Source organism: Pseudomonas sp. RU47 (genome assembly GCF_004011755.1).
Lineage (GTDB): Bacteria > Pseudomonadota > Gammaproteobacteria > Pseudomonadales > Pseudomonadaceae > Aquipseudomonas.
This window is the reverse complement of sequence record NZ_CP022411.1, coordinates 857,950-880,531: the sequence shown is the minus strand read 5'-3', so window position 1 is coordinate 880,531 and position 22,582 is coordinate 857,950. Positions and strand designations below refer to the sequence as shown.

At 59.9% G+C, this 22,582-nt stretch carries 17 protein-coding genes and 1 pseudogene; 5 read left to right on the top strand and 13 right to left on the bottom strand.

Annotated features, from left to right (window positions below; genetic code table 11):
• The first annotated feature begins 11 nt into the window (after positions 1-11).
• The 3 genes and pseudogenes from CCX46_RS03825 to CCX46_RS31100 all read left to right on the top strand — a co-directional run bounded on the left by CCX46_RS03825 (position 12) and on the right by CCX46_RS31100 (position 3,626).
• The gene (locus CCX46_RS03825; RefSeq protein ID WP_127925771.1) at positions 12-1,490 is read left to right on the top strand and encodes an ArnT family glycosyltransferase; all 1,479 of its coding nucleotides are present in this window, start codon (positions 12-14) and stop codon (positions 1,488-1,490) included.
• Between the two features lie 48 nt (positions 1,491-1,538).
• Positions 1,539-2,768: pseudogene (locus CCX46_RS31105) on the top strand (methyl-accepting chemotaxis protein); the annotation flags it as partial.
• Complete coding sequence (locus tag CCX46_RS31100; RefSeq protein ID WP_371748303.1) at positions 2,763-3,626, top strand: methyl-accepting chemotaxis protein; 864 nt, start codon at positions 2,763-2,765, stop codon at positions 3,624-3,626. The pseudogene CCX46_RS31105 and the gene CCX46_RS31100, both read left to right, overlap by 6 nt.
• A gap of 145 nt (positions 3,627-3,771) precedes the next feature.
• Here the strand turns inward: CCX46_RS31100 and CCX46_RS03815 are convergent, their stop codons facing one another.
• From CCX46_RS03815 to CCX46_RS03780, 8 genes are all read right to left on the bottom strand, one after another.
• Positions 3,772-4,245 (bottom strand): helix-turn-helix domain-containing protein, encoded by a 474-nt coding sequence (locus CCX46_RS03815; RefSeq protein ID WP_100846304.1) that lies wholly within the window; start codon positions 4,243-4,245, stop codon positions 3,772-3,774.
• A gap of 53 nt (positions 4,246-4,298) precedes the next feature.
• The gene (locus CCX46_RS03810) at positions 4,299-4,652 is read right to left on the bottom strand and encodes a type II toxin-antitoxin system HigB family toxin (protein ID WP_228759094.1); all 354 of its coding nucleotides are present in this window, start codon (positions 4,650-4,652) and stop codon (positions 4,299-4,301) included.
• A gap of 158 nt (positions 4,653-4,810) precedes the next feature.
• Positions 4,811-6,184 (bottom strand): DUF1329 domain-containing protein, encoded by a 1,374-nt coding sequence (locus CCX46_RS03805; protein WP_095119559.1) that lies wholly within the window; start codon positions 6,182-6,184, stop codon positions 4,811-4,813.
• A 145-nt stretch (positions 6,185-6,329) separates the two neighbouring features.
• Positions 6,330-8,288 carry a DUF1302 domain-containing protein gene (locus tag CCX46_RS03800; RefSeq protein WP_127925769.1) on the bottom strand — a complete coding sequence of 653 codons (1,959 nt, stop codon included), beginning with the start codon at positions 8,286-8,288 and terminating at the stop codon, positions 6,330-6,332.
• 48 nt (positions 8,289-8,336) lie between these two features.
• Positions 8,337-9,626: a phospholipase gene (locus CCX46_RS03795; protein ID WP_127925768.1), complete on the bottom strand. Its 1,290-nt coding sequence runs from the start codon at positions 9,624-9,626 to the stop codon at positions 8,337-8,339.
• 242 nt (positions 9,627-9,868) lie between these two features.
• A complete protein-coding gene (locus CCX46_RS03790; RefSeq protein WP_127925767.1) occupies positions 9,869-11,437 on the bottom strand; it encodes an FGGY-family carbohydrate kinase in 1,569 nt (522 codons plus the stop codon).
• A 20-nt stretch (positions 11,438-11,457) separates the two neighbouring features.
• On the bottom strand, positions 11,458-13,053 hold the full coding sequence (locus tag CCX46_RS03785) for a glycerol-3-phosphate dehydrogenase/oxidase (protein WP_127925766.1): 1,596 nt from the start codon (positions 13,051-13,053) through the stop codon (positions 11,458-11,460).
• A gap of 5 nt (positions 13,054-13,058) precedes the next feature.
• The gene (locus CCX46_RS03780) at positions 13,059-14,654 is read right to left on the bottom strand and encodes an FAD-binding oxidoreductase (protein ID WP_127925765.1); all 1,596 of its coding nucleotides are present in this window, start codon (positions 14,652-14,654) and stop codon (positions 13,059-13,061) included.
• Positions 14,655-14,865: 211 nt separating this feature from the next.
• Between CCX46_RS03780 and gliR the strand changes: the two genes are divergently transcribed.
• On the top strand, positions 14,866-15,882 hold the full coding sequence (gene gliR / locus CCX46_RS03775; RefSeq protein ID WP_127925764.1) for an AraC family transcriptional regulator GliR: 1,017 nt from the start codon (positions 14,866-14,868) through the stop codon (positions 15,880-15,882).
• Between the two features lie 515 nt (positions 15,883-16,397).
• Positions 16,398-16,763 carry a DUF6124 family protein gene (locus tag CCX46_RS03765; RefSeq protein ID WP_127925762.1) on the top strand — a complete coding sequence of 122 codons (366 nt, stop codon included), beginning with the start codon at positions 16,398-16,400 and terminating at the stop codon, positions 16,761-16,763.
• Positions 16,764-17,158: 395 nt separating this feature from the next.
• Here the strand turns inward: CCX46_RS03765 and CCX46_RS03760 are convergent, their stop codons facing one another.
• The 5 genes from CCX46_RS03760 to CCX46_RS03740 all read right to left on the bottom strand — a co-directional run bounded on the left by CCX46_RS03760 (position 17,159) and on the right by CCX46_RS03740 (position 22,566).
• Entirely contained in the window at positions 17,159-17,527 is a 369-nt protein-coding gene (locus CCX46_RS03760; protein WP_127925761.1) for a glyoxalase superfamily protein, read from the bottom strand.
• Between the two features lie 118 nt (positions 17,528-17,645).
• The gene (locus CCX46_RS03755) at positions 17,646-19,103 is read right to left on the bottom strand and encodes an N-acyl-D-amino-acid deacylase family protein (protein WP_127925760.1); all 1,458 of its coding nucleotides are present in this window, start codon (positions 19,101-19,103) and stop codon (positions 17,646-17,648) included.
• 1 nt (position 19,104) lies between these two features.
• The gene (locus CCX46_RS03750) at positions 19,105-19,965 is read right to left on the bottom strand and encodes a MurR/RpiR family transcriptional regulator (RefSeq protein WP_127925759.1); all 861 of its coding nucleotides are present in this window, start codon (positions 19,963-19,965) and stop codon (positions 19,105-19,107) included.
• A 16-nt stretch (positions 19,966-19,981) separates the two neighbouring features.
• Positions 19,982-21,331: a GntP family permease gene (locus CCX46_RS03745; RefSeq protein WP_127925758.1), complete on the bottom strand. Its 1,350-nt coding sequence runs from the start codon at positions 21,329-21,331 to the stop codon at positions 19,982-19,984.
• A 341-nt stretch (positions 21,332-21,672) separates the two neighbouring features.
• Positions 21,673-22,566 (bottom strand): NAD-dependent epimerase/dehydratase family protein, encoded by an 894-nt coding sequence (locus CCX46_RS03740; RefSeq protein WP_127925757.1) that lies wholly within the window; start codon positions 22,564-22,566, stop codon positions 21,673-21,675.
• Positions 22,567-22,582 lie beyond the last annotated feature (16 nt).

Below are 22,582 nucleotides of genomic sequence, written 5' to 3'. Positions count from 1 at the left end.
ATTGCCGTCGTATGCTCAGGCCTCCCGCCCCTTCCGGTTGCCTGAAACCTATGTCGCGTGCCGTCACTTCGCTGTTTCTGCTTGCTGCCCTGCTGTTTTTCTTCGCCTTGGGCGGCCATCAATTGCAAGGCTCCACCGAGGCTCGCGTCGCCGGCATCGCCATGGAGATGCACCTTGATAACGACTGGGTGACGCCTCGGCTGTTTGGCGAGCCGTTTCTGGAAAAACCACCACTGAGCCTGTGGCTGGATGCCGGCGCCATGCGCGTGTTTGGCGTTTCACCGTGGGCGGTGCGGCTGGCGTCGGCGGTGGCCGGTTTAATCAGTGTGATGCTGCTGTACGGCATGTTGCGCCGGTTTGGACGACCGAAAATGGTCGCCTGGACGGCAGGCATTCTGCTCGCGACCATGGCCAGTTACTGGAGCAATGTGCGCGGCGTCGGTGAGGATGCGTTGCTCGCTCTCGGCGTGACCACGGCGTTGCTCGCCTTTTATCAAGCGCAACGGGCACCGAGTGTCGGCAGCTCGCTGTTGTTTATTGTCGGGATTGCCATCGCCACGTTGAGCAAAGGTGTGCTGGGGCTGGCCATGCCGGGGGTGGTGATTTTTGCTTACCTTCTGGCCGACAACCTGATGGACAAGCGCCTGAAAATCGTTGACTGGCTGCGGCCGGGCTTACTGACCCTGGTCGGCTTGATTCCGCTGCTGATCTGGCTCGTCATCCTCTTTCAGCACGGCGGCGCACAAGCCGTCAGAGAAGTGCTGTTGACCAACAGCGTCGGGCGCTTCAGCGGATCGTTCGTCGAGGCCGGCCACTACGAACCGTTCTATTACTACCTCGCCAAACTGCCGGAAGCCTTTCTGCCCTGGAACATTCTGGTGTACCTGGGGCTCTGGCATTTCCGCAAACAATTGCAGGCCAACCGCTACTTGCTGTTTTTCAGCCTGTGGATGGTTGCACAATTCGTGATGCTGACGTTGGCGTCGAGCAAGCGCACGGTGTATCTGATGTCGATGACACCGGCCGCTGCGGTGATCGCAGCGGAGTATGCGGGCGTGCTGTTCGAGCGCTTGAAACAGTACGAATCAGGCAATGGATTCGTAGGCCGAATCGCCCGGCAGCGTCAGACACTGGCAGTCGGCGTACTCACGCTGGTGATCGGCAGTTATCTCGCGGCCGCGCAATGGGCGCTGCCCCACGCCGACAAAAAGCTATCGTTCCTGCCGTTGAGCGAACACATTCAAATGCTGCAAGCCGAAGGTCGACAAGTTGCGTTGTTTCAAGCCAATGAACGCGTCGGCGGCGCCAGCGTTTTTTACACCCGGCAGGTGCTGAAAGGCCTGGATACCGACGCGCAACTGCGAGACTTCCTCGCAGCCTCGCCATCCCACGTCGCCGTCATGGCGGCAGACCGCGAACCTGTCGCACCGTTGAAAGTGCTCAAGACCCTGAGAGTCGGTCGGCAGGCTTATTACTTCGTCAGTTATTGAGGTAGCCGCTACACGATCATCTCGTGCAGGCACGCCCCTGAACCCGCGATGAAAAAGAGCCTCAGCGGGGCCGTTACAAATTCCGTAGGACAAAATCCTTTCAGCTCTGGGAAATGCGGCCGATACAAACCTGCTAACACCCTTGCTGGCTCAAAAAAACAACAATCTTCCAGCCTAACCGACGACAAGAAACCCAACGTTTCTGGAGGATTTTTGATGAATAGCTGGTTCGGCAACATCAGCGTGAACATGAAATTGGGCCTGGGCTTCGGCCTGGTGCTGGCCCTGACCTGCGTGCTGGCCCTGACAGGCTGGACCAGCCTCGGTGGCCTGATCGACCGCAGCAACTGGATGAGCGACATCACCCAGCTCAACGCCGGCCTGACCAAACTGCGTGTGGTGCGCCTGCAATACATGCTGACCAATGGCGATGAAACCGCCGCGCAGAATGTGCAGACCACCCTGGAAAGCTTCGCCGCGCAGCAACAGAAGCTGATCAACAGCTTCAAGAGCCCGGAAAACGTCAAACTGCTCAAGGAGCAGGCCGCGACCATCGCTGAATACCAGACGTCGCTGAACAAAATGCGCAACGCCTATCGCACCGGCAACAGCGCCCGCGACAGCATGAGCGTGAGTGCCGAGACCGCGTACAACCAGATCGAATCGATCAGCAAGCGCGTACAGCAGATGGACATGAGCGAGCAGCGTTTCGAACAGTTCCAGGCGATCACCGCCGCCAAGGAAGCGTTCATCCTCGCGCGCTACGAAGTTCGCGGTTACACCGCCACCACCAACGCCGACACCGAGCAGAAAGCCGTCGGCCAGGTGGATGTCGCGATCGCCAGCCTCAAGCAACTGAACGTGCATTTCGCTGATTCTCAGCAAGATGCCCTGCGTCAGTTGGAAACCGCACTGGTCAACTATCGCAGCGCATTGATGGCGTATAAAAATGCCAACACCGATGCGGTGCAGGCGCGTAAGGAAATGACTGATCAAGGCGCCGCCATCGTCACCACCAGCGAGCAGCTGTATCAGATCCAGCTCGACCGTCGCGACATCGAAAGTGCCCAGGCGCGTACCTTCCAGTTGATCAGCACCCTGCTGGCGCTGTTGGTCGGCGTGATTGCTGCGGTGATCATCACCCGTCAGATCACCCGTCCGCTGCAAGAAACCCTGGCTGTGGTCGAGCGCATCGCCAGCGGCGACCTGACCCAGAACGTCACGGTCACCCGTCGCGACGAACTCGGCGTGCTGCAACAAGGCATCGCACGCATGGGCGTGACCCTGCGTGACTTGATCAGCGGCATCCGCGACGGCGTCACCCAGATCGCCAGCGCCGCCGAAGAACTCTCGGCCGTGACCGAGCAGACCAGCGCCGGTGTGAACAGCCAGAAAGTCGAGACCGATCAGGTCGCCACCGCGATGCACGAGATGACCGCCACCGTGCAGGAAGTTGCGCGCAACGCCGAAGAAGCCTCGCAAGCTGCTGCCGCCGCTGACGGTGAAGCCCGTGAAGGCGACAAAGTGGTCAACGAAGCCATCGCGCAGATCGAGCGTCTGGCCAGCGAAGTAGTGCGTTCCACCGAAGCCATGAGCGTGCTGCAACAGGAAAGCGACAAGATCGGCAGCGTCATGGACGTGATCAAGGCTGTTGCTGAACAGACCAACTTGCTCGCCCTCAACGCTGCGATCGAAGCCGCGCGTGCCGGTGAAGCCGGTCGTGGTTTTGCCGTGGTCGCCGATGAAGTTCGTGGCCTGGCCCAGCGTACGCAGAAATCCACCGAAGAAATCGAAGGCCTGGTCGCCGGTCTGCAGAACGGCACCCAGCAAGTCTCGGCGGTAATGAGCAACAGCCGCGCCCTGACCGACAGCAGCGTAGCGCTGACGCGCAAGGCTGGCGCATCACTGGAAAACATCACCCGCACGGTGTCGAACATCCAGTCGATGAACCAGCAGATCGCTGCAGCGGCTGAACAGCAAAGTGCAGTGGCTGAAGAGATCAGCCGCAGCATCATCAACGTGCGCGATGTGTCGGAACAGACCGCAGCGGCGAGTGATGAGACGGCAGCGTCGAGTGTTGAACTGGCGCGTTTGGGTGGTCAATTGCAACAGATGGTCAGCCACTTCCGCGTTTGATCCTGATTTCGCGCTGAAACCAAAAATCAATCGCGGGCAAGCCCGCTCCCACAGGGTTTTGAGTCGTTCACAGATGTTGTGTTCGACTCATGAGGTGTGGGAGCGGGCTTGTCCGCGATTGCGTCAGGCCTTTCACCGCTTCACGTCAAACCACACCGTGCATAAAAAACTCGACCGGCACTTTAAAGAACTCGGCGAATCCCTTTATCTGTGCAACGGTCATTTTTCGCTTGTTATTCAATATCTCTGAAACAGCACTCTGAGTTGCGATCTCAGACAAGTCCTTCTGTTTGACGCCTCTTTCCGACAGCAGAAACGCCAGCGCTTCAGATTGGGACGAATAAGCAATCAACACCGTTTCATTCTCGTACTCATAAACCCGATCAGCCACAAACTCCGCAAATCGTGCCGCAGCATGATCCTCGGTGCTTGCGTGGGAATAAAGCTCATCAATCAGGGCCATTCGCACTTGCAGATCGTCATCATTTTTTATCGGATCATGGCAGGCAGACAACAACTTGGACAAAGTCGCTAGCTGATCGCCCAGTCCCTCAAGCATGGGTGAAATATCGGCTATGAAGGAATCCAGTCCTGTCGCTTCGACTTTATTACGCTTCATTGAGATCACCTGTATTTTCGTTAAACATAAATAGCGTATTTCATTCTGGCCAACTACTTGACATCACCCTTCCACCATTTGTCATATCCGGCATGGGGAAGAATGTCTTTGATATAGATAGTGCCAGTCTTCGTGTTGATCCACGTAATGACACGGCACTCGTTTTTCTTGATATCAAAAACGTAAATATCAAGCGGACCTTTCTTGCTCGTCAGCCTCAGCTTCGAGTGAGGGATACGATCAACGTTCCAACCTGAGGCGCTGGCCCAGTCTTGACGAAGCTTCTCAAACGACTCGAAGCGCAGCGATGCTCTGTCGAAGATGGTTAGCCACAAGGTGAGAGGATCTCTCCACTGGCCATGAGTCTCAATGGCCCGCGCAACCGCCGCTTTTGTGATCACTCTCATACAATTTTCGGTTCTGGTATCCCTACATGCGCCCAAATTATCTCAAATACATATATCTGTAAAGTAGATATTTTTAACTCCACAGAACAAATCCGAAGCCAAATGTATCGGTGGCTTCGGGCTTTTTTTGTCAGTGGTGCGGAATTAAACTTCAGCCATCACCGCGTCCCACGCTGCCGCAACGCCGACGGCATAAAGTACGCATCCTCCGGCACTGGCTGCGCGAAATCGACAGTCTCCGCTTCTTCGTTATCAAGGTTCTGCACGTAGTAACGACGCGCCTGCAAATCGTGGAAAACATCCAGCGCACTCCACGTCGTCGGCAGGTCGTAGAAGTTTTTCAGGTAGGCCATCGACACCCGCCACAACTCCCCTCGCCCATCGTACTGATCGACCAGCGCGGCGCCCCAGCTGTCTTCATCGAGAAACAGCACTCGCTTGGAATAGATATGCCGCGAGCCCGGTTTCAAGTTGCCTTCCACCACCCACACGCGGTGCAGTTCGTAGCGGGTGTATTGCGGGTTGAGGTGGCCCGGGGTAAGCAGTTGCGCGTACTTCACGTCGGGGCTGGCGACTTTGTAGTTGTTGTAGGGGATGTAGATTTCCTGTTTGCCCTTGAGCTTCCACTCATAGCGGTCCGGCGAGCCGTTGAACAGATCGGTGTCGTCGGCGGTGCGCAGGCCATCGGAGGAAGCGATCGGCGTGTCGTAGGCGAGGTTCGGTGCGCGACGCACGCGGCGTTGGCCGGCGTCGTAGATCCAGGCTTGGCGTGCGTCCTTGAGTTGATCGAGGGTTTCGTGCACCAGTGCGGCACCGCCGGCCAATCGTGCCGGGCTTTTCACGAAGGCGAGGTAGTAGAACAGGATGTTTTTCAGGTCGGCGAACTGGCCGTTCGGGCGGTAATAGTTGAACAGCGCTTCCTGCTGCGATGTCACCAGCGCGAAGCTGCCGTTGCGTTGTACCGGCGCTTCGGAAGCGCGGCGCACGACGTAGATGCCGCGATACCGGGTGATGTGGTTCCACAGCACTTCAACGCCGTCCTTGGGTACCGGGAATGGCACACCGCCGTAGGCATCGGAGAAGCCGCTGCCGCCTTCGAGCAATTTGGCCGAGGTGGCGTTTTTCAGGGTGTTGTCGTACAGCCATTGCGGCGCCGAGCCGGAGCGGCGGGATGGGTAGATCGGCATCTGGAAGGTGTCGGGGTAGCTGTTGAACAGGGCGATCTGGCCGGGGCTGAGGTGGGCTTTGTACTGGTCGAGGTTGGCTTTGGTGATGGTGAACAGCGGTTTGTCGGCCGCGTACGGATCGGGGTGATGCTGGCCCGGTTTGTAGCCGGCGGGCGCCTGGGTGATGCCGCCGGTCCAGGCGGGGATGGTGCCGGCGGCGTTGCCGGCGCGCTCGGCGCCCATGGGGGTCAGGGTGGTTTTCAGTTGTTCGGCTTGTTGTGGGGTGATGGCCGCGAAGACGCTGCTAGCGGCAAGGCCTAAAACAAACCCTAGCGAAGCTTTGGTCAATCCCGAAGTGTGAACCATGATCTTCTCCAAAATACAAAAACCTGTGGGAGCGAGCCTGCTCCGGGCGGCGTTCCGACGAAAGCGGTGGGTCAGTCGACATCAATGTTGAACGTGCCGGCCTCTTCGCGAGCAGGCTCGCTCCCACAGGGGCTGTGTGTAGCCTTTAAAGGAAATACTTGAGGTTGAACCCGACGTTGTCGCGGTCGCGGATGCCGTTGTTCTGCACGCCGCCGTAGAACTCGGTGTATTGCAGTTCAGCTTCGAGCTTGTTCTGGTAGTTGGCCTTGATCCCCAGCGTGTAGGCCTTGCGACCTTCGATGGTGTTGCCAGCCTGATAGCTGTTGCCCTCGAAATCGTCCTTGTAGACGATGTACGGCGAGACGTTGACCCCGGCGTACACATCGTTCCAGGTGCCGTTGAGCATTGCCGTGTAGCTGTAGGAATTGCGGTTGACCTGATCGTCGCGATCACCGCCAGAGACATAGGAATAGTTGCCCGTGCCCGCGTAAAAACGACGGCTGCCGTCATACGCGGTGTATTGCAGACTACTGCCGCGCAGGTGTTCTGAGGCCAGTTCGAAGATGCCGAACAGCGAGTCGAACGAAGCGGTCGGGCCGAAGTTGTAAATGGTGCCGAGCGAGGTGTTAAACGCTTCGACACGTTCGGCGTTGTTGATCTCGCTGTTGAGATTGACCATCTGTCCGCCGACGTTGATCGACCTGCCTGTCACCGCCACGGCAGCACCGTTGGCCAGGTCACCGATCAAATCGTTGGTGGCTGCGACACCGATCGGCAGGTTCGGCCGATAAGCGATTTCGCCGAACACCGATGCCTCGCCCAGTGTGGTGTTGAAGCTGAAACCGTACATGCGGATGTCTTCGGCATAGCGCCGATGCGCCTGGATATTGCCCATCACATCAGCGGTGGCCAGACCATTGGCCAGCGCCCCGGCCTGACTGCCAGCGACACCGGACAACAGGCTGGTCAGCGCATCCATGTCGATGCCGTTGTAGCCACCCAGATCCGCCGCGATGGTCGGTTCCTTGGCGTGGTAGTTGACCAGGTACAAACCGAACTCGGTGCTGTTGAGTTGTTCGGCGATGTAGCGAAAGGCAAAGCCGAACTGGCCATCGTTGCGTGCGTTGTAGTCCTTGCCGATGCTCGCCACTTTCAGCGTGTTGCCGTAGGCCGGAGTGACGCCGTTGGCGTACAGGCCAGTGGTTTGCAGGGCGGAGTTCAGCAACGGGTTGTTGCCCAGTGCACTGTACAAACCGATGACGTTGCCAAAGCCGGGCACCGGTGTATCAAGCGCGGTGCCGCTGAAGTTGTTGTAACCGGTGTTGCCACCGTCGGCGAACAGGTCGGTTTGCGAATAAAACGTGCCGACCGGGTCGATACGGGTTTCCTTCCAGTTGGTCTGGTAGAAACTCTCCATGGTCAGCGAATCGGTCAGGCCGATGTTGAAGCTCAGCGCCTCGACCGGCACCAGCACTTCCTTCACTTCGGCGCCGGGCAAACGGTACTTGGCGGCGTCCACCGGGTTGGTGGTGTTGATCCCGCCGCGATAGAAAATCCCCTCGCCCCAGTTGAACACTTGTCGACCGACGCGCGCGGTCACCGGCATCTGAGCAACGTCCCAACTGCCATGCACGTAGGCGTCGAGCATCTCGATGCGGCTGCCGGCAATGTCGCGGGTCTGGCTGGTGAAATGGTTATCCTGCGGGTAGCTCTGGCTCGGTTGCGACGGGCTGTTGTTGTCGTAGTAGTCGTTGCGCTTGTCCATCAGTTGCGTGTCGTAGAACGCGGTGCCGCGCACGAACACGCCGTAGTTCTGATAGTTGGCTTCAAGCTCGGAGGTGATCTTGTACACCTCGGAAACCAGCCCGGTGTCGAAGTTGCGATTGCCGTCGTTGGTGTTGACGTCATCGTTAGTCTTGTCGCGGCCCTGCACCCGCCACAAACGGCCGTAAGACAAGGTCGTATCGAGGGAGCCGGTGACCTGTTTGTCCATCAGGCTGAATTCCACCGCGTGCGCCGCATCGACTGCGCACAGTTGCAGCAACCCGGCCAGGCCGACACCGGGGAGCGCGGCGCCCGTCAGGCGCAATCGAGTGTTGATCATGTGTTCCTCCTTCCCTGTGTTTTTATTGTTTTGGTGTACGTTGCCACGCTACGGCGCCAATCCCGCGCTGACGTAAATCCGACTGTGCGCGCCGAAATGCCCAAGCAGCTTGAACAACTGCTGGTTGAGTGCCGGGTGGTCGAAATCTTCGCTATGAAGTTGATTGCCGCTGCTGAAATCACCGCTGACGGGCGCCGTTTCCAGCCACTGCCCGATGGCTTCGTCGAAGGCTGCGGAATCGTTGACCGCTTCGGCGCTGACGACTTCGCGCAGGTAGTCGACCGAGTACGGCGGGTAGCTTTTGTCTTGGGCTACATCGGCGTAAGCATCAAGCATCGGATGCGGCTGCCCCGTGCGCAGCACGCGGCGCAGCCAGGTCGACTGATACTTCTCCACTTCCATGTGCCGAGTAGCGACGCGCTCGATGGAGGCTTGTTTGTCCTCAGCGAAACCGGCGATTGCCTTGCCTTCCAGCAGCAAAAGACTGGCGAGGTCGACGCCGGGCAACGGCTTGGCGTGATACGGCTGAGTCAGGTCCTGAATGTGGTGCAGGCCCCAGCCGAGAAAGCGATAACCCCAATACGGATGACCGCTGGCAAACGCCAGTCGCGCCAGGCCCATGTATTGATACGCGCGCCAGTCCGGCCAACTGCGCTCGAGGAAACCGGCAGCGGCATACACCACCGCGCTTTCATGGAAGAAGCCCATGTGGAAAGGCGCCTGCGAGCTGTACTGGAAACGCGCATCACCGAACGGTTGCGGGCCGAAACCGTAGAGCGCGCCGACCTCGCCGGGGTTATCACTGAACAGATTGATGTCGTGGCCGTAATCCGGCTCGTCGGCGGCGCTGGCGAGTATGGCCAGCGGGGCGACTTTTTCATGATCGGCGACCACGATGAAGCGTTGGCGATTCCAAGGCGAAAGGGTTTGCTCGACCATGACCTGATTGGCCTGCAAATGCTCACGTTCGGGCAGATCTTTGCCGGGCAATGGCTGGATGACCATCGCCAGATGAATCTCGGGATTGATGCGCAACGCCGTGAGGAAGTCGTGGCGCAGATTGTCGCTCGGCACCGCAGGCAATTTCAGGTTGTCAGGGCGTGGCGGGTATTGAGCAAGGTGCTCGCGGGCGAAGCTTTCCTGTTGCTCCAACAGCGCCAGCACGGCCGGGTATTGCTCGGTGAGAAACTGCTCCAGTGGCTCGACTTCAACCGCTGGTGCATCACGCAACGCCGGCAGTTCCTGCAGAGCCAGATAGCTGCCCACCGTATGGTTCGACCAGCCCCAGGCGCTCGGGGCCGTTGCACAAAGCAGCAACAGGAGGGAAGTCAGTTTCATTGCTTCTGGTTCTTATTGGCGGTGCCGTGGGGGATGAGCCTAACAACCGACCCCGCCGCTGACACTGTCCGATCTCACCAGAAAAAGTCTCCGATGGCGCCAATTACCCGATATCAAAAACACCACTGCCACCCTGTGGGAGCGAGCCTGCTCGCGATAGCGGTGTGTCAGTCAAATAGATGCTGACTGACCCTCCGCTATCGCGAGCAGGCTCACTCCTACAAGGGATTTGTGGTGGTCAGCTAAGCGGGGTAACCGGTGATTTTGCGGATGCTTTGATACAGCGGTTTAAGCTGGCGGTACATGCGCAGGTAGACCTCTTTGTACAGTTGCTCATAGATTTTCTGAGCCTCGGGCTGCGGGGTGAACACCACGCCCACCCGAGTCATCGCCGCGATGGCCGTGGGGAAATCCGCATGCAACCCCAACCCCACCGCACAACAAATCGCCGCCCCCAGACCCGACGCTTCGTACACATGCGGACGCTCCGCCGGCAGGCCGAAAATATTCGCCGTCAGCTGCATCGCCGCATCACTCTGCGAACCACCACCGGCCACGCGCAAACGCTTGACCGAGACCTTCGAACGCCGCTCGATATTCTCCATGCCCTGACGCAACGCATACGCCAATCCCTCAAGAATCGCCCGGTAAATATGCGCGCGAGTGTGCACATCGCCGAAGCCGATCATCGCGCCTTTCGCCTCGACACCCGGTTCACGAATCCCCGGCGACCAGTACGGCTGCAGCATCAAACCCATCGAACCTGGCGGCACCGCATCGACCAGCGCATCGAACAACTGCTCCGGCTCGATGCCCTGCTCTTTGGCCTGCTGCATCTCACGCAACCCAAACTCGTTCTTGAACCAGCTGACCATCCAGTAACCGCGATAAATCATCACCTCGCAGTTGAACTGATCGGGCACCGCCGAGGGGTACGGCGGGATCAACGGAACGATTTCCAGATAGCGCGAGCGGGTGCTGGTGATCGTTGCCGTGGTGCCGTAAGACAGGCACACCGTGCTCGCATCGACCACGCCGGCACCGACCACTTCGCAAGCCTTGTCAGCCCCCGCGGCAATCAGCGGCAAGCCTTCGGGAATGCCAGTGTGGCGAGCGGCTTCAGCGGTGATGTAGCCGAGGGTTTCACCGGGTTTGTGCAGGCTCGGCAATTGCTCGGGACGCACCGCCAGCGCCTGCCATTTCCAGTCACTCGGCGCGGCCCATTTCAGCCGTTTGAAGTCGAACGGCAGATAGCCGACGCAGCAGCCTACGGAGTCGACAAAACGCCCGCAGAGTCGATGGGTGAGAAACCCCGACAGCAGCAAAAACTTGTCCGTCGCCGCCCACACGTCAGGTTGGTGTTTTGCTATCCAGTTAGCCTCAGCCTGAGCGCGAAAATAATCCACCGTACCCTGCGCGCCGACCAGTTTGAGCAACCAGCCCCACGGTCCTTTGATCCCGCCCTCGACCTCGCTCTGCCGTTGATCGAGCCACAGAATCGCCGGACGTAACGGCTTGCCTTCGGCATCGACGTTGATCACCGTGCCACGCTGCGTAGTCAGCGAAACGCCGGCAATCTGCGAGCGATCGATGCCGGTCTGCGCCCAGACCTGCTGACACGCCTCGCCGAGTTTTGCCCAGTAATACTCCGGATCCTGCTCGGCCCAGCCCGGTTGCGTCGAGTAGTACGCCTGCAGTTCGACCTTGCCTTTGCCGAGCAGATTGCCCTGCAGATCGAAGAGCAACGCGCGCACGCTCTGGGTGCCGTTGTCGATCGCCAGCAGGTAACGCTTGTTCGGGTGGTTATCCATGGAGCTCTCTTCAAGGGGCATCAAGGCGTGGCATCCGGCAAACCGTGATGGCGTTGCCACAACGCCCGATAAAGCTGTTCTTCCTGCTGCCAGTGTTCGTCGCTCCAGGTCAGTCGTGGCTGACAGAGTTGGCGGATGGCGGCGAAATAGTCTTCGCCACCGCGCGGCAACAGCAGACCGAGACGCGTGCGGCGCAGTAGCAGATCGTCGAGGTGTAGGATCATTTCCGTCTCACAGGCGAAGGCCAGTTCGGCCCACAGCGTATCTGTAGCGCCGACCGTGTCATGACCGATCTCCCTGAGCAGTTGCGCCAGCCTTGGCAAGTCGCGCCCATGTCGCCCGGCGAGACGTCGCCATTGATGGCTGCTCAACTCTGGAATCGCCAGCGCAGGGACAGCGGCAAACACCGGCGCGGCGTCATCGACCAACGGACGTTCGAGCATGGCCGCGCAGGCCTTTAGCACTTCGATGGCTTGTGGACGAAACGTGGTCAGCTTGCCGCCGGCCAGGGTCACGCAACCGGGCTCCTGCCACAGCACATGTTCACGGGTTTCGTTCGAGGGTTTGTCTTGATGATTACCCGCTGCACTGCCGACCACCGGACGCACGCCGGACCATGTCGACAGCACATCCGAAGCACTCACTTGCGCGCCGGGAAATTGTTGCGTGCAGGCGGCCAGCAGGTAGTCGAGCTCTTCGCCGCTGATGCTCGCGCTCTGATCCAGATCCTCACGGTGATCGAGGTCCGTGGTGCCGACCACTGTCGCGCCCTCCCATGGGAAAACGAACACCGGACGCCGGTCGCGCTCATGCAGAAACGTGAACGCCTGCGCCACCGGCAAACGCCACCCCGGCAGCAACAAATGACTGCCGCGCAACGGCCGCAATTGCCGTGGTGCCTCCATCGGCCGCAGGCGTTCAGCCCACGCGCCAGTCGCCACGGCGAGCACGTCGCAGCGCAATTTCAGGGTTGTGCCCGCCTCGCAATCTTCGATCTGAACTCCGCAAACACGGCCGTTTTCTCGCAGCAAATGTTCGACGCGAACGCCATTGACCACGACAGCGCCAACGGCCCGCGCTTCGCTCAACACACGCATCACCAACCGTGCATCATCAGTCAGCGCATCGACAAAACTGGTGCCGCCGAGCAAGTCGATTTCCTTCACCCCTGGCGCCAGATATCGAAGCTGTTGCGCATCATGAAAACGATGGCTGCGACGCCCGGCCAAGGCGTCATAAACGCTCAGCAAACCACCCAACACCCGAGGTCCGGGAAAGCCGCCGCGATAGTGCGGCATCATGAAACTCATCGGCTCGACCAGTCCCGGGACTTCGTCAAGCAAGCGCTGGCGCTCGCGCACCGAGTCGCGGGTCAGGCGCCACTGGCCCTTGGCGATATAACGCAAACCGCCATGGACCATTTTCGATGATCGGCTGGAAGTGCCCCAGGCAAAGTCGCGCTGCTCCAGCAACAGGCAGCGCCAACCTCGGCGCGCGGCTTCACGCAGAATGCCAGCGCCGCTGATGCCGCCGCCGATGACGATCAGATCCCAGGTTTCCTCGGCCAGCGTCGGCAAAATCTGTTGGCGCCACGCGGCATTCCAGTCCTGACTCATGGCCGTCACTCCGGCAACAGCGTGCCGGGGTTGAGGCGCCCGGCCGGATCGAAGTGTTTGCTCAGCGCCTGCAAGGCATCCATCGCCAATGCGCCCTTCTCGCGCAGCAGGTACGGCGCGTGATCCTTGCCGACGCCGTGCTGGTGACTGATGGTGCCGTGGTTGTCGACGATGGTCTGGCTGGCCGCCTGTTTGAGCGCTTTCCAGCGCGCCAGCGTCGCCGGATAGTCAGCCGCCGGGCGAAACACGTAAGTGGTGTAGATGCTCGAACCTTCGCCGTAGACGTGGGACAGGTGGGTGAACACATGCACGCGTTCGCCCTCGGCGGCCAAGGCCTCGCGCAGGCTGTTTTCGATGAGGTTGAGCAGGTTGTCGACATTGCTCCAGTCGGTAGCGGTTTCGAGGGTGTCGACCACGTAACCGGCATTCCACAGGTTCTCGCGCAGGTAAGGAAAACGGAAACGGTTCTGCGCCCATTTCTTGCCGAGCAAGGTGCCGGTGAAGACACCGCCGAATGACTTGAGGTGGTGTCTCGCCTGTTTTAGCGACAGCGCGTTTTGTCGACGATTGCCGGTCACGCCGAAGGTCAGCAGACATTTGCCCGTGCCTGCGCCGCGCAGGTTCAGGTACTTTTCCAGCCAGGCGATTTGTTGCGGATGACCGGCCAGCGCCAGTTGCGTTTCGGTTTCCACGGCGTTAGATAAACGCAGCATCGACAGCGGCACGCGCGCCTGAGTCAATTGGCGGATGGCGCTGAGTGCCTGCGGCCAATCAGGTAGAAACACACCGTAGAAACGCTCATCGGCGGGCAAGGCGCTGACCCGCACCTTGACCTCGGAAATGATCCCGAAACGTCCCTCGCAACCGAGCACCACTTCGCGCAGATCTGGGCCTGCCGCCGAGGCCGGGAACGTTGGAATTTCCAAAGGCCCGGCAAAGGTTTCCAAGGTTCCGCCCGCAAACAATTGCTCGATCCGGCCATAGCGCAACGACTGCTGACCGCTGGAACGGCTGGCCACCCAACCGCCCAGCGTCGACAGCTCCCACGACTGCGGAAAATGCCCCAGCGTGTAGCCCCGCGCACGCAGCTGACTTTCCACCTGCGGCCCACTCGCACCGGGACCAAACGTCGCCAGCAGGCTTTGTTCGTCGAGGTCGATCAGCCGATTCATACGCGCCAGCGACACCGTCACCACCGGCCGCGCCGAATCCGGCGGATTGATGTGCCCGGCCACCGACGTGCCGCCGCCATACGGGATCAGGCACAGGTCCTGCTCGTGAGCGAGCGCCAGCAATTGGCGAATATGTTCAGCGGTCTCGGGGAACGCCACCGCATCGGGATAATTGCCCAGTGCACCTTCGCGCAACGCCAGCCAGTCCGGCAGGCTCTGGCCTCGGGCATGCAGCAAGCGGTCATGGACATCGACGCTGTACAACGTGTGCGCCGGTAACCGCGAGGCCGGCACCCGGGCCAATGCAGCTTCAAGCGTGGCATCGGGCAGCGCGCGCCCCGCGCCCAGTCGCTCATGAAGAAACTCCGCGCCCTGGGCCGGCAGTTCGACCACCGTGGTTGCATCTCCCCAGCCGTTCCAGCGTCGCATGCGTGTGTCCTTTTAACCGTCGGATCAGTGATATTTCAGGCCTCCATACTAGCCAGCGGCCGCAAAGTGTCACGGTCGCATCCGGCCAGTTCGTGTAGCCAATTGAGTCAAACGTCGCGCAAGCGTCAGCCATTTACTTTAGTCGGGGTTTCAAATTACCTTTCAGGCTATTTCGTCCGTCTTCGCCGCCATTGATCAAAGGAATGGGATCATGCAATCGCTTGGCTTCACCTCGGTTCCGCCACTGCTCAAATACCTGCGCCATGCCGAACAACTGGGCATGGCCATTGAACCGGCGTTGGCGGCGGCGGGTTTGCAGGCGCAGCAGTTGAGCGACAACACCCTGCGTTTGCCCGGAGAGGCGCATGAGCGGCTGCTGGATTATTTCTGCGAGCACTCGGGCGATCCGTTGTTCGGGCTCAACGCGGCGAATTTCGTCCTGCCCAATTCGTGGAGCGTGCTCGGTTACATCACCATGAACTGCGCGACGCTGGGCGATGCGATGAGCCGGATCATGCCGTTCGAAAAACTGGTCGGCGACATGGGCGTCAGCCGCGCGGAGGTGCTGGACGGTCACGTGCATCTCATCTGGACTTGCCGTTATCAGCGCCCGCGAATCCGCCGGCATCTGGTGGAAAACGTCCTCGGTTCGTGGCTGCAATACGCGCGCTGGATCGCTGATACGCAGATGTCGCCGGCCGGGGTCTGGCTGGAACATTCATGCCCGGCCGAGGCTGCGCCGGCGCAGTACGAGGTGTTTTTCGATTGCCCGGTGTTGTTCGATCAACCGTATTCGGCGTTGATCGTACCGCTGGCTTATTTGCAGTTACCGTTGCGCCAGGCCGATGCGCAGTTGCTGCGCACGCTGGAAGAACATGCGCTGGGTTTGATGGCGACGCTGGAGGATGCGTCGCTTGAGCAGCAGGTGAAGAACATCCTGCGGCAGTTGCTCAAGGAAGGCTTGCCACGCAAGGAGCAGGTCGCCGAACAGCTCGCTGTTTCCGTACGGACGTTGCAGCGGCAGTTGCATCAGGCGGGGACGTCGTATCAGCAGATTCTCGATGATCTGCGCCAGGAACTGGCTGAGCATTATTTGCTCAACAGCACGCTGCCGATTCAGGACATTGCGCAGTATCTGGGGTTTACCGAACCGAGGTCGTTTCATCGCACGTTCAAGAGTCGGCGGGGGATGCCGCCGGGGGAGTTTCGGCAGATGCATCGCGGGTGATTGTTCCGGCCTCTTCGCGAGCAAGCTCGCTCCCACATTGGGCCGGCGGTGAACATCAACTTTGTGAACAACGGAGATCAACTGTGGGAGCGAGCCTGCTCGCGAATGCGCCAGTTGCCGCACCCGATTCCTACAGGTAAATCTTCGATACTTGAGCGCAATAAACATCCAGCATCACAGGTGTTTAAAGACACTCAGCGTTACGCGAAACAGCCCACAAATCCTTGCGCCGTAACCTACGCCTAAGCCAGAATCCGCCGGCTTGTGCGCCCTGAGCATGCTGCGTAACTTGATTGCGTCACTGATTCCCAGTGATCGGGTTTAGTAGCCCGGTGGTAACTCTGCTGGTCGTACACTCATCACAGGTGCTCCCGCACCTGAGCTATATGGTGGCTGTACGCAGGGCGCTTCGGCGCGCCGGCTTAGCTGAGTTCCCCGGTCTACTAACCTGCGTACAGCTGCCACCCTTTCGTTTAGTAGCCAAAGGGTGGCCGCTCAACAAAGGGAACACAGCTATGTTCAAAATAACGCCAAACCCGCCGGTCACTGACCCGGCCTCCCCCTACGAATCCCCCGACTCAAAGAAATTCCACGAAGCCGCCGAGCGCGCGCTCGACCATTATCTCGGTCCGACGAACGCCGACCTCATGGCCACGCCCTACACCCCCAACACGCTGTACATGGCCAACCCCAATGCCGACACCGAATCCCTGCTGGCCGACGCCAGCGAAACCCTGGGTTCGGCGACGGTCATGCTCAACAACCATGCCGCGCAGGTTGAAGGCACTCACCGCAAAACCCTGCAGGGCATTGCGCAAGTGGTGATGGTGGCGGAAATGGCCGTCAATCGCGTGTTGGACAGGTTAGTGCCGACCGAGTAACGAAAAAGCCCGCTGCCCAACTGGAAAGGTTGGATGGCGGGCTTCTTTTTGTGGTGTGTCATTTTCCCCTCACCCCAGCCCTCTCCCGGAGGGAGAGGGGGCCGAACGGGGTATATTGATTAGATACGCCGACCTGAAAGTGCTGCGGTGAATCCATAATCGACTCGGTCTTGCAGGTCGATGTATAGCGCCAGACAACTCGGTCAGTCCCCTCTCCCTCCGGGAGAGGGCTAAGGTGAGGGGCCAACAGTGGGATGTTCGCTAAATACACCGACCTGAAAGTGCTGCTGTGAATCCATAATCGCTGCAGATCTTTCAGGTCGGTGCATAGCGTCAGACAACTCGGTCAGTCCCCTCTCCCTCTGGGAGAGGGCTAGGGTGAGGAGCTTTTCGCTTCAGAGGCTGATCGCGTTGGTAAACACCAACCGATTACCAAACGGATCAACGATCGTCATGTCCTGACTCCCCCACGGCATCGCCTGAATACCCGGGTGGGAGAACTTGTAATCCTTGGCCACCAACTGCTGCTGAAACGCCTCCAGCTCGTCCGTCTCGATACGCAGCGCCGAACCCGGGCACGCATCGCCATGATGCTCGGACAAATGCAGCACACATTCACCACGCGACACCTGCAGATACAACGGAAAAGTCGCCTCGAAGCGATGCTGCCAGTCGATCTTGAAACCCAGAAAATCGACGTAGAACTCGACAGCTTTGGCTTCATCGAAGATCCGCAGGATCGGGGTGGTTTTGCCGAAGCTCATGGGGTGCTCCCTGACTGATTGGCCCCACAGTGTAGACGGGGTGGATGTCAGCAATTCGGCCTGTTGATGACTTTTTTTAGTCGCAATGTGCCATCACTGTGACGCAGTCCGCGAAACCTCAGTGAAAATTGTCGCGCAGATCACCCTGTCGCGCGAGAAAGCGCCCTTCCCTGCGACCATTCCCCTGCCCATCGCGATAACTCAAAACACCGTTGATCCACACGCCATCGATGCCCTGCGCCGCACGTTGCGGGTCGTGGAAGTCGGCTACATCACGCACGGTCGCCGGATCGAACAACACCAGATCCGCCCAATAACCTTCACGAATCTCACCGCGCTCTTTCAGCCCGAATCGCGCCGCCGACAGCCCAGTCATCTTGTGCACGGCGGTGTGCAGCGGAAACAGCCCGACATCGCGACTGAAATGTCCGAGAACCCGTGGGAAAGCACCCCACAGGCGCGGATGCGGGAACGGATCTTCGGGCAGTCCGTCAGAGCCGACCATCGATAACGGATGGGCGAGGATTCTTCGTACATCCGCCTCGTCCATGCCGTAGTACACCGCACCGGCCGGTTGCAGGCGTTTGGCGGCATCGAGCAGCGGCAGATTCCATTCGGCAGCGATGTCGATCAGGTCGCGACCGCTGACTTCCGGGTGCGGCGTCGACCAGGTGATGGTGATGCGGTGGGCGTCGGTGACTTGTTTCAAATCCAGTGTCGATGAACTCGCCGCATACGGGTAGCAATCGCACCCCACGTGCTGGGTTTTAGCGGCCTCTTCCAATGAGGCGAGCAATTGCGGACTGCGCCCCCAGTTGCCGACGCCAGCACACTTGAGGTGGGAAATAATCACCGGTGAACGCGAGTGACGGCCAATGCTGAACGCTTCTTCCATCGCCTCCAGAACCGGGGCGAATTCGCTGCGCAGGTGCGTGGTGTACACCGCGCCAAAGGCCGTGAGTTCTTCAGTCAGTTGCATCACCTCATCGGTGGATGCGTTGTAGGCGCTGGCGTACGCCAGACCTGTGGATAAACCCAACGCACCAGCCTCAAGGCTTTCGCGTAACTGTTCGCGCATCGCCGCGATTTCTTCTGGCGTCGCGGTGCGGAACAAATCATCCAGATGATTGCTGCGCAGCGCCGTGTGGCCGATCAGTGCCGCCACGTTCAGCGTGGTATTGGCCGCTTCAACCGCCGCGCGGTAATCGCTGAAACGCGGATAAACGAATGCCGCCGCTGTGCCGAGCAGGTTCATCGGGTCGGGCGGATTGCCCTTCAATGTCACGGGCGAGGCGCTGATCCCGCAGTTGCCCACAATCACGGTGGTCACGCCCTGGCTGAGCTTGGGCAGCATCTCTGGCTGACGAATCACCACGGTGTCGTCGTGGGTATGCACGTCGATAAAACCGGGCGCCAGCACGCGACCGGCGGCGTCGATTTCCTCGCTGGCGGTGGCATCGTGCAAGTCGCCGATACGCTCGATGCGGCCATCGCGAATCGCCACGTCGGCCTTGTAGCCGGGCACGTTGCTGCCATCGATGATCAGGGCATTGCGAATCAGGGTGTCGTACAGCATGTCAGTCTCCCAGCGGCAGGTGATCGTCGCCGCCACGGTATTCGTCGAGGGCGAGTTTGATCCGCCGCAGACGTTCTTGATTGTCTTCAGGATTGGCCAGCGCCAGCTCAGTGGCGAGCACGTCGATGGCGAGCAACATGCCGTAGCGCGCCGCCGTCGGTTTGTAGATGAACGAGGTTTCCGCGCCTTGCAGCGGCAGGACAATGTCGGCCAGTTGCGCCAGCGGCGAATCGGCGCGGGTGATCGCCAGAATGCGCACGCCATAGTTACGTGCCAGTTCGACAGTCTCAAGCAACTCCGGGGTGATGCCGGTCAGCGAACAGACGATGAGCACTTGCTCGGAATTCAGGCTGGCGGCGGTGACGCGCATCATCACCGCGTCATGACACACCGCAATCGGGTAGCCGAGGCGCACCAGGCGTACCTGCAATTCGTCGCTGCACAGGGTCGAGCAACCGCCCAGGCCGAAGGCGTGAATCATTCGTGCCTGGCCGAGCATCTTCACCGCATCGGCAAAGCGTGACTCGTCGAACCCGGCCAGATGCTGGCGCAGCGTGGTTTCGATATCACCGACGATCTGCCCGTAGAACGCCGACTGCTCAGGCGTGCCTGCCGGGTCGAGAAAACGGCTGCCAACGCCGCTGGCCTGAGCCAGTTGCAGGCGCAGATCACGCAAGTCGCGGCAGCCTACGGTGCGGGCGAAACGCGACAGCGTGGCGGTGCTGACTTCGGCGCGTTGCGCGAGGTCTTCGAGGCTGGCGCTGGCGGCGAAACCAACGTCATCGAGCATCAAACGGGCGATGCGGCCTTCACCGGCGCTGAAGGAATCCTGACGGGCGCGGATCTGGTAGAGGATATCCATGGGCGGCGGGCTCCGGTTACAGCAGGCAAGAAAGGCCGACGGTCAGGCCGAACGCGACTATCGAGATCAGCGTCTCGAGCACGGTCCAGGTCTTGAACGTCTGTGCGACCGTCATGTTGAAGTATTCCTTGATCAACCAGAAGCCGCCGTCGTTGACGTGAGAAAAGATAACCGAGCCCGCGCCGGTCGCCAGCACCAATAGCTCAGGGTGTGGATAACCCAGACCAATGGCCACTGGCGCGACCACGCCGGACGCGGTGGTCATCGCCACGGTTGCCGAACCGGTGGCGATACGCATCAGCGCGGCGAACAGCCAGCCCATGATCAGCGGCGACAGCTGGAATTCGTGGGCGAGGCCGACGATCTGATCGGTGACGCCAGCATCCACCAGAATGCGGTTCAAGCCACCACCGGCACCGACCAGCAACGTGATACTGGCAGTCGGCGCCAGACATTCGTTGGTGAATTTGAGAATAGATTCGCGGTTGAAGCCCTGGGCGATGCCGAGCGTCCAGAAGCTCAGCAAGGTCGCCAGCAGCAGCGCAATCACCGAGTTGCCGATGAACAACAGGAACTGGTTGAAGCCGCTGCCCGGCGTGGAAATCAGGTTGGCCCAGCCACCGATCAGCATCAACACCACCGGCAACAGAATGGTCGCCATGGTGATGCCGAAACCCGGCAGTTTGTCGCGCGGTTCGCGGTCGAGAAATTGCTTTTCCAGCGGGTTATCCGCCGGCAATTGAATGCGCGGCACGATGAATTTGGCGTACAGCGGGCCGGCAATGATCGCGGTCGGAATACCGATGGCAATCGCATACAGCAAGGTCTGCCCGACCGACGCCTGATACGCCTGCACCGCGAGCATCGCCGCCGGGTGTGGCGGCACCAGCGCATGCACCACCGACAGGCCGGCAACCATCGGCAAACCGACCATCAGAATCGACACGCCGACGCGCCGCGCCACAGTGAATGCAATCGGCACCAGCAACACGAAACCGACTTCGAAGAACAACGGCAGGCCCACCAGGAAGGCGATGCAGACCATCGCCCAGTGCGCGTTCTTCTCGCCAAACTTGTCGATCAGCGTGCGCGCCATCTGCTCGGCGCCACCGGACTCGGCCATCATCTTGCCGAGCATCGTCCCGAGCGCGACCACCAGCGCGATATGCCCCAGCGTCTTGCCCACCCCGGCCTCATACGCCCCGACCACACCCGATGGTGGCATCCCGGCCACCAGCGCCAGGCCGATGGAAATCAGGGTGATGACGATGAACGGATTGAGCCGGTAACGGGCGATCAACACGATCAGCGCGATGATGGCGACGGCGGCATAGACCAGCAGCCAATAGCCGAAGGAAGGCGTCATGCGGTACTCCTCGAAAGGGTCACGTTCGAATGGGTTGTGAAACTCATAAATCATTTCGAGATCGAGATTTCAAACCGCATGAAAGTAATTTTCGTGGAGAGGCAAGGCGTGTCGCTAATAGGTATGTCTTGTCGTGATTAATGAAAATCAGGGGGAGGGATTTACATGGCTTTTCGGTGAACGAGAAACCAATGTGGGAGCGAGCCTGCTCGCGAAGGCGGCTTCACATTCAACATCTCTGGCGACTGAAAAACCGCTTTCGCGAGCAGGCTCGCTCCCACAGTTTTGATCGCATTCCTCCAGACAGAAATGCGCAAAACCTGTGGGAGCTGGTGGACGACTCACACCATTTCGTTACGAATCCATTCAACCACCGACGTACGCTTCGGCACCCAGCCCAGCAGTTCGCGCGCATGCTTGCCACGCACGCGGCTGTTGGAGCCGAGGCCGTAGTTGGCCATTTCGTAGCCCCATTCGGCTTCGGCGTCTTTCAGCGGCCAGTCTTGCGGTTGACCCAGATTCAGCGCTTCGGCCATGGCGGTGGTCATGTCGATGAACGACGCTTCGCCGCTTTCGACAAAGTAGAACGTGCCCGGGACGTTCTTGGTCAGCGCCAGCAGGTAGAGGGCGACGACGTCTTCGATGTGCACGTTGGACCAGATGTTCTGGCCGGTACCGACGTGGCGCACCACGCCGCTTTTGCGTGCTTGCTTGAGCAGTCGTGGCAATTGCACGCTGTCGCGATTGACGCCCAGGCTGTGGCCGTAGATCAGCGTGTTGCAGATAACGGCGGAATTCACGCCGTCCTTCGCCGCCGCGAGGATCAGGTTGTCGATGGCCACGCGGGCGGCCTTGTCGACGGTCGGCTCCGGCAGATTGTCCTCGTAGTAGATGACATCGCTGGATTTACCGCCCGAGGCATCACCGACGATGCTCGAACCGCTGGTGTGCAGGAACACTTTGTTGGAACCGCGCAAGGCATCGAGCAACGCTTCAACTGCACCGCGATGGTCGCTGCTGGCGGCGTTGATCACCGCGTCGGCAGCGCGGGCCTGTTCGGCGAGCAGTGTTTTGTCGTCGAGAGTGCCGATGACCGGGGTGATCCCGATGGCTTTCAGCTCTTCAGCCTGTTCGGCGCTGCGCACCAGACCGGTGACTTGATGCCCGGCCTTGACCAGACCGGTAGCGATCGAGCCGCCGATAAAACCGGCAGCGCCGGTGACGAATACGTTCATGGAGAAACTCCCTGCG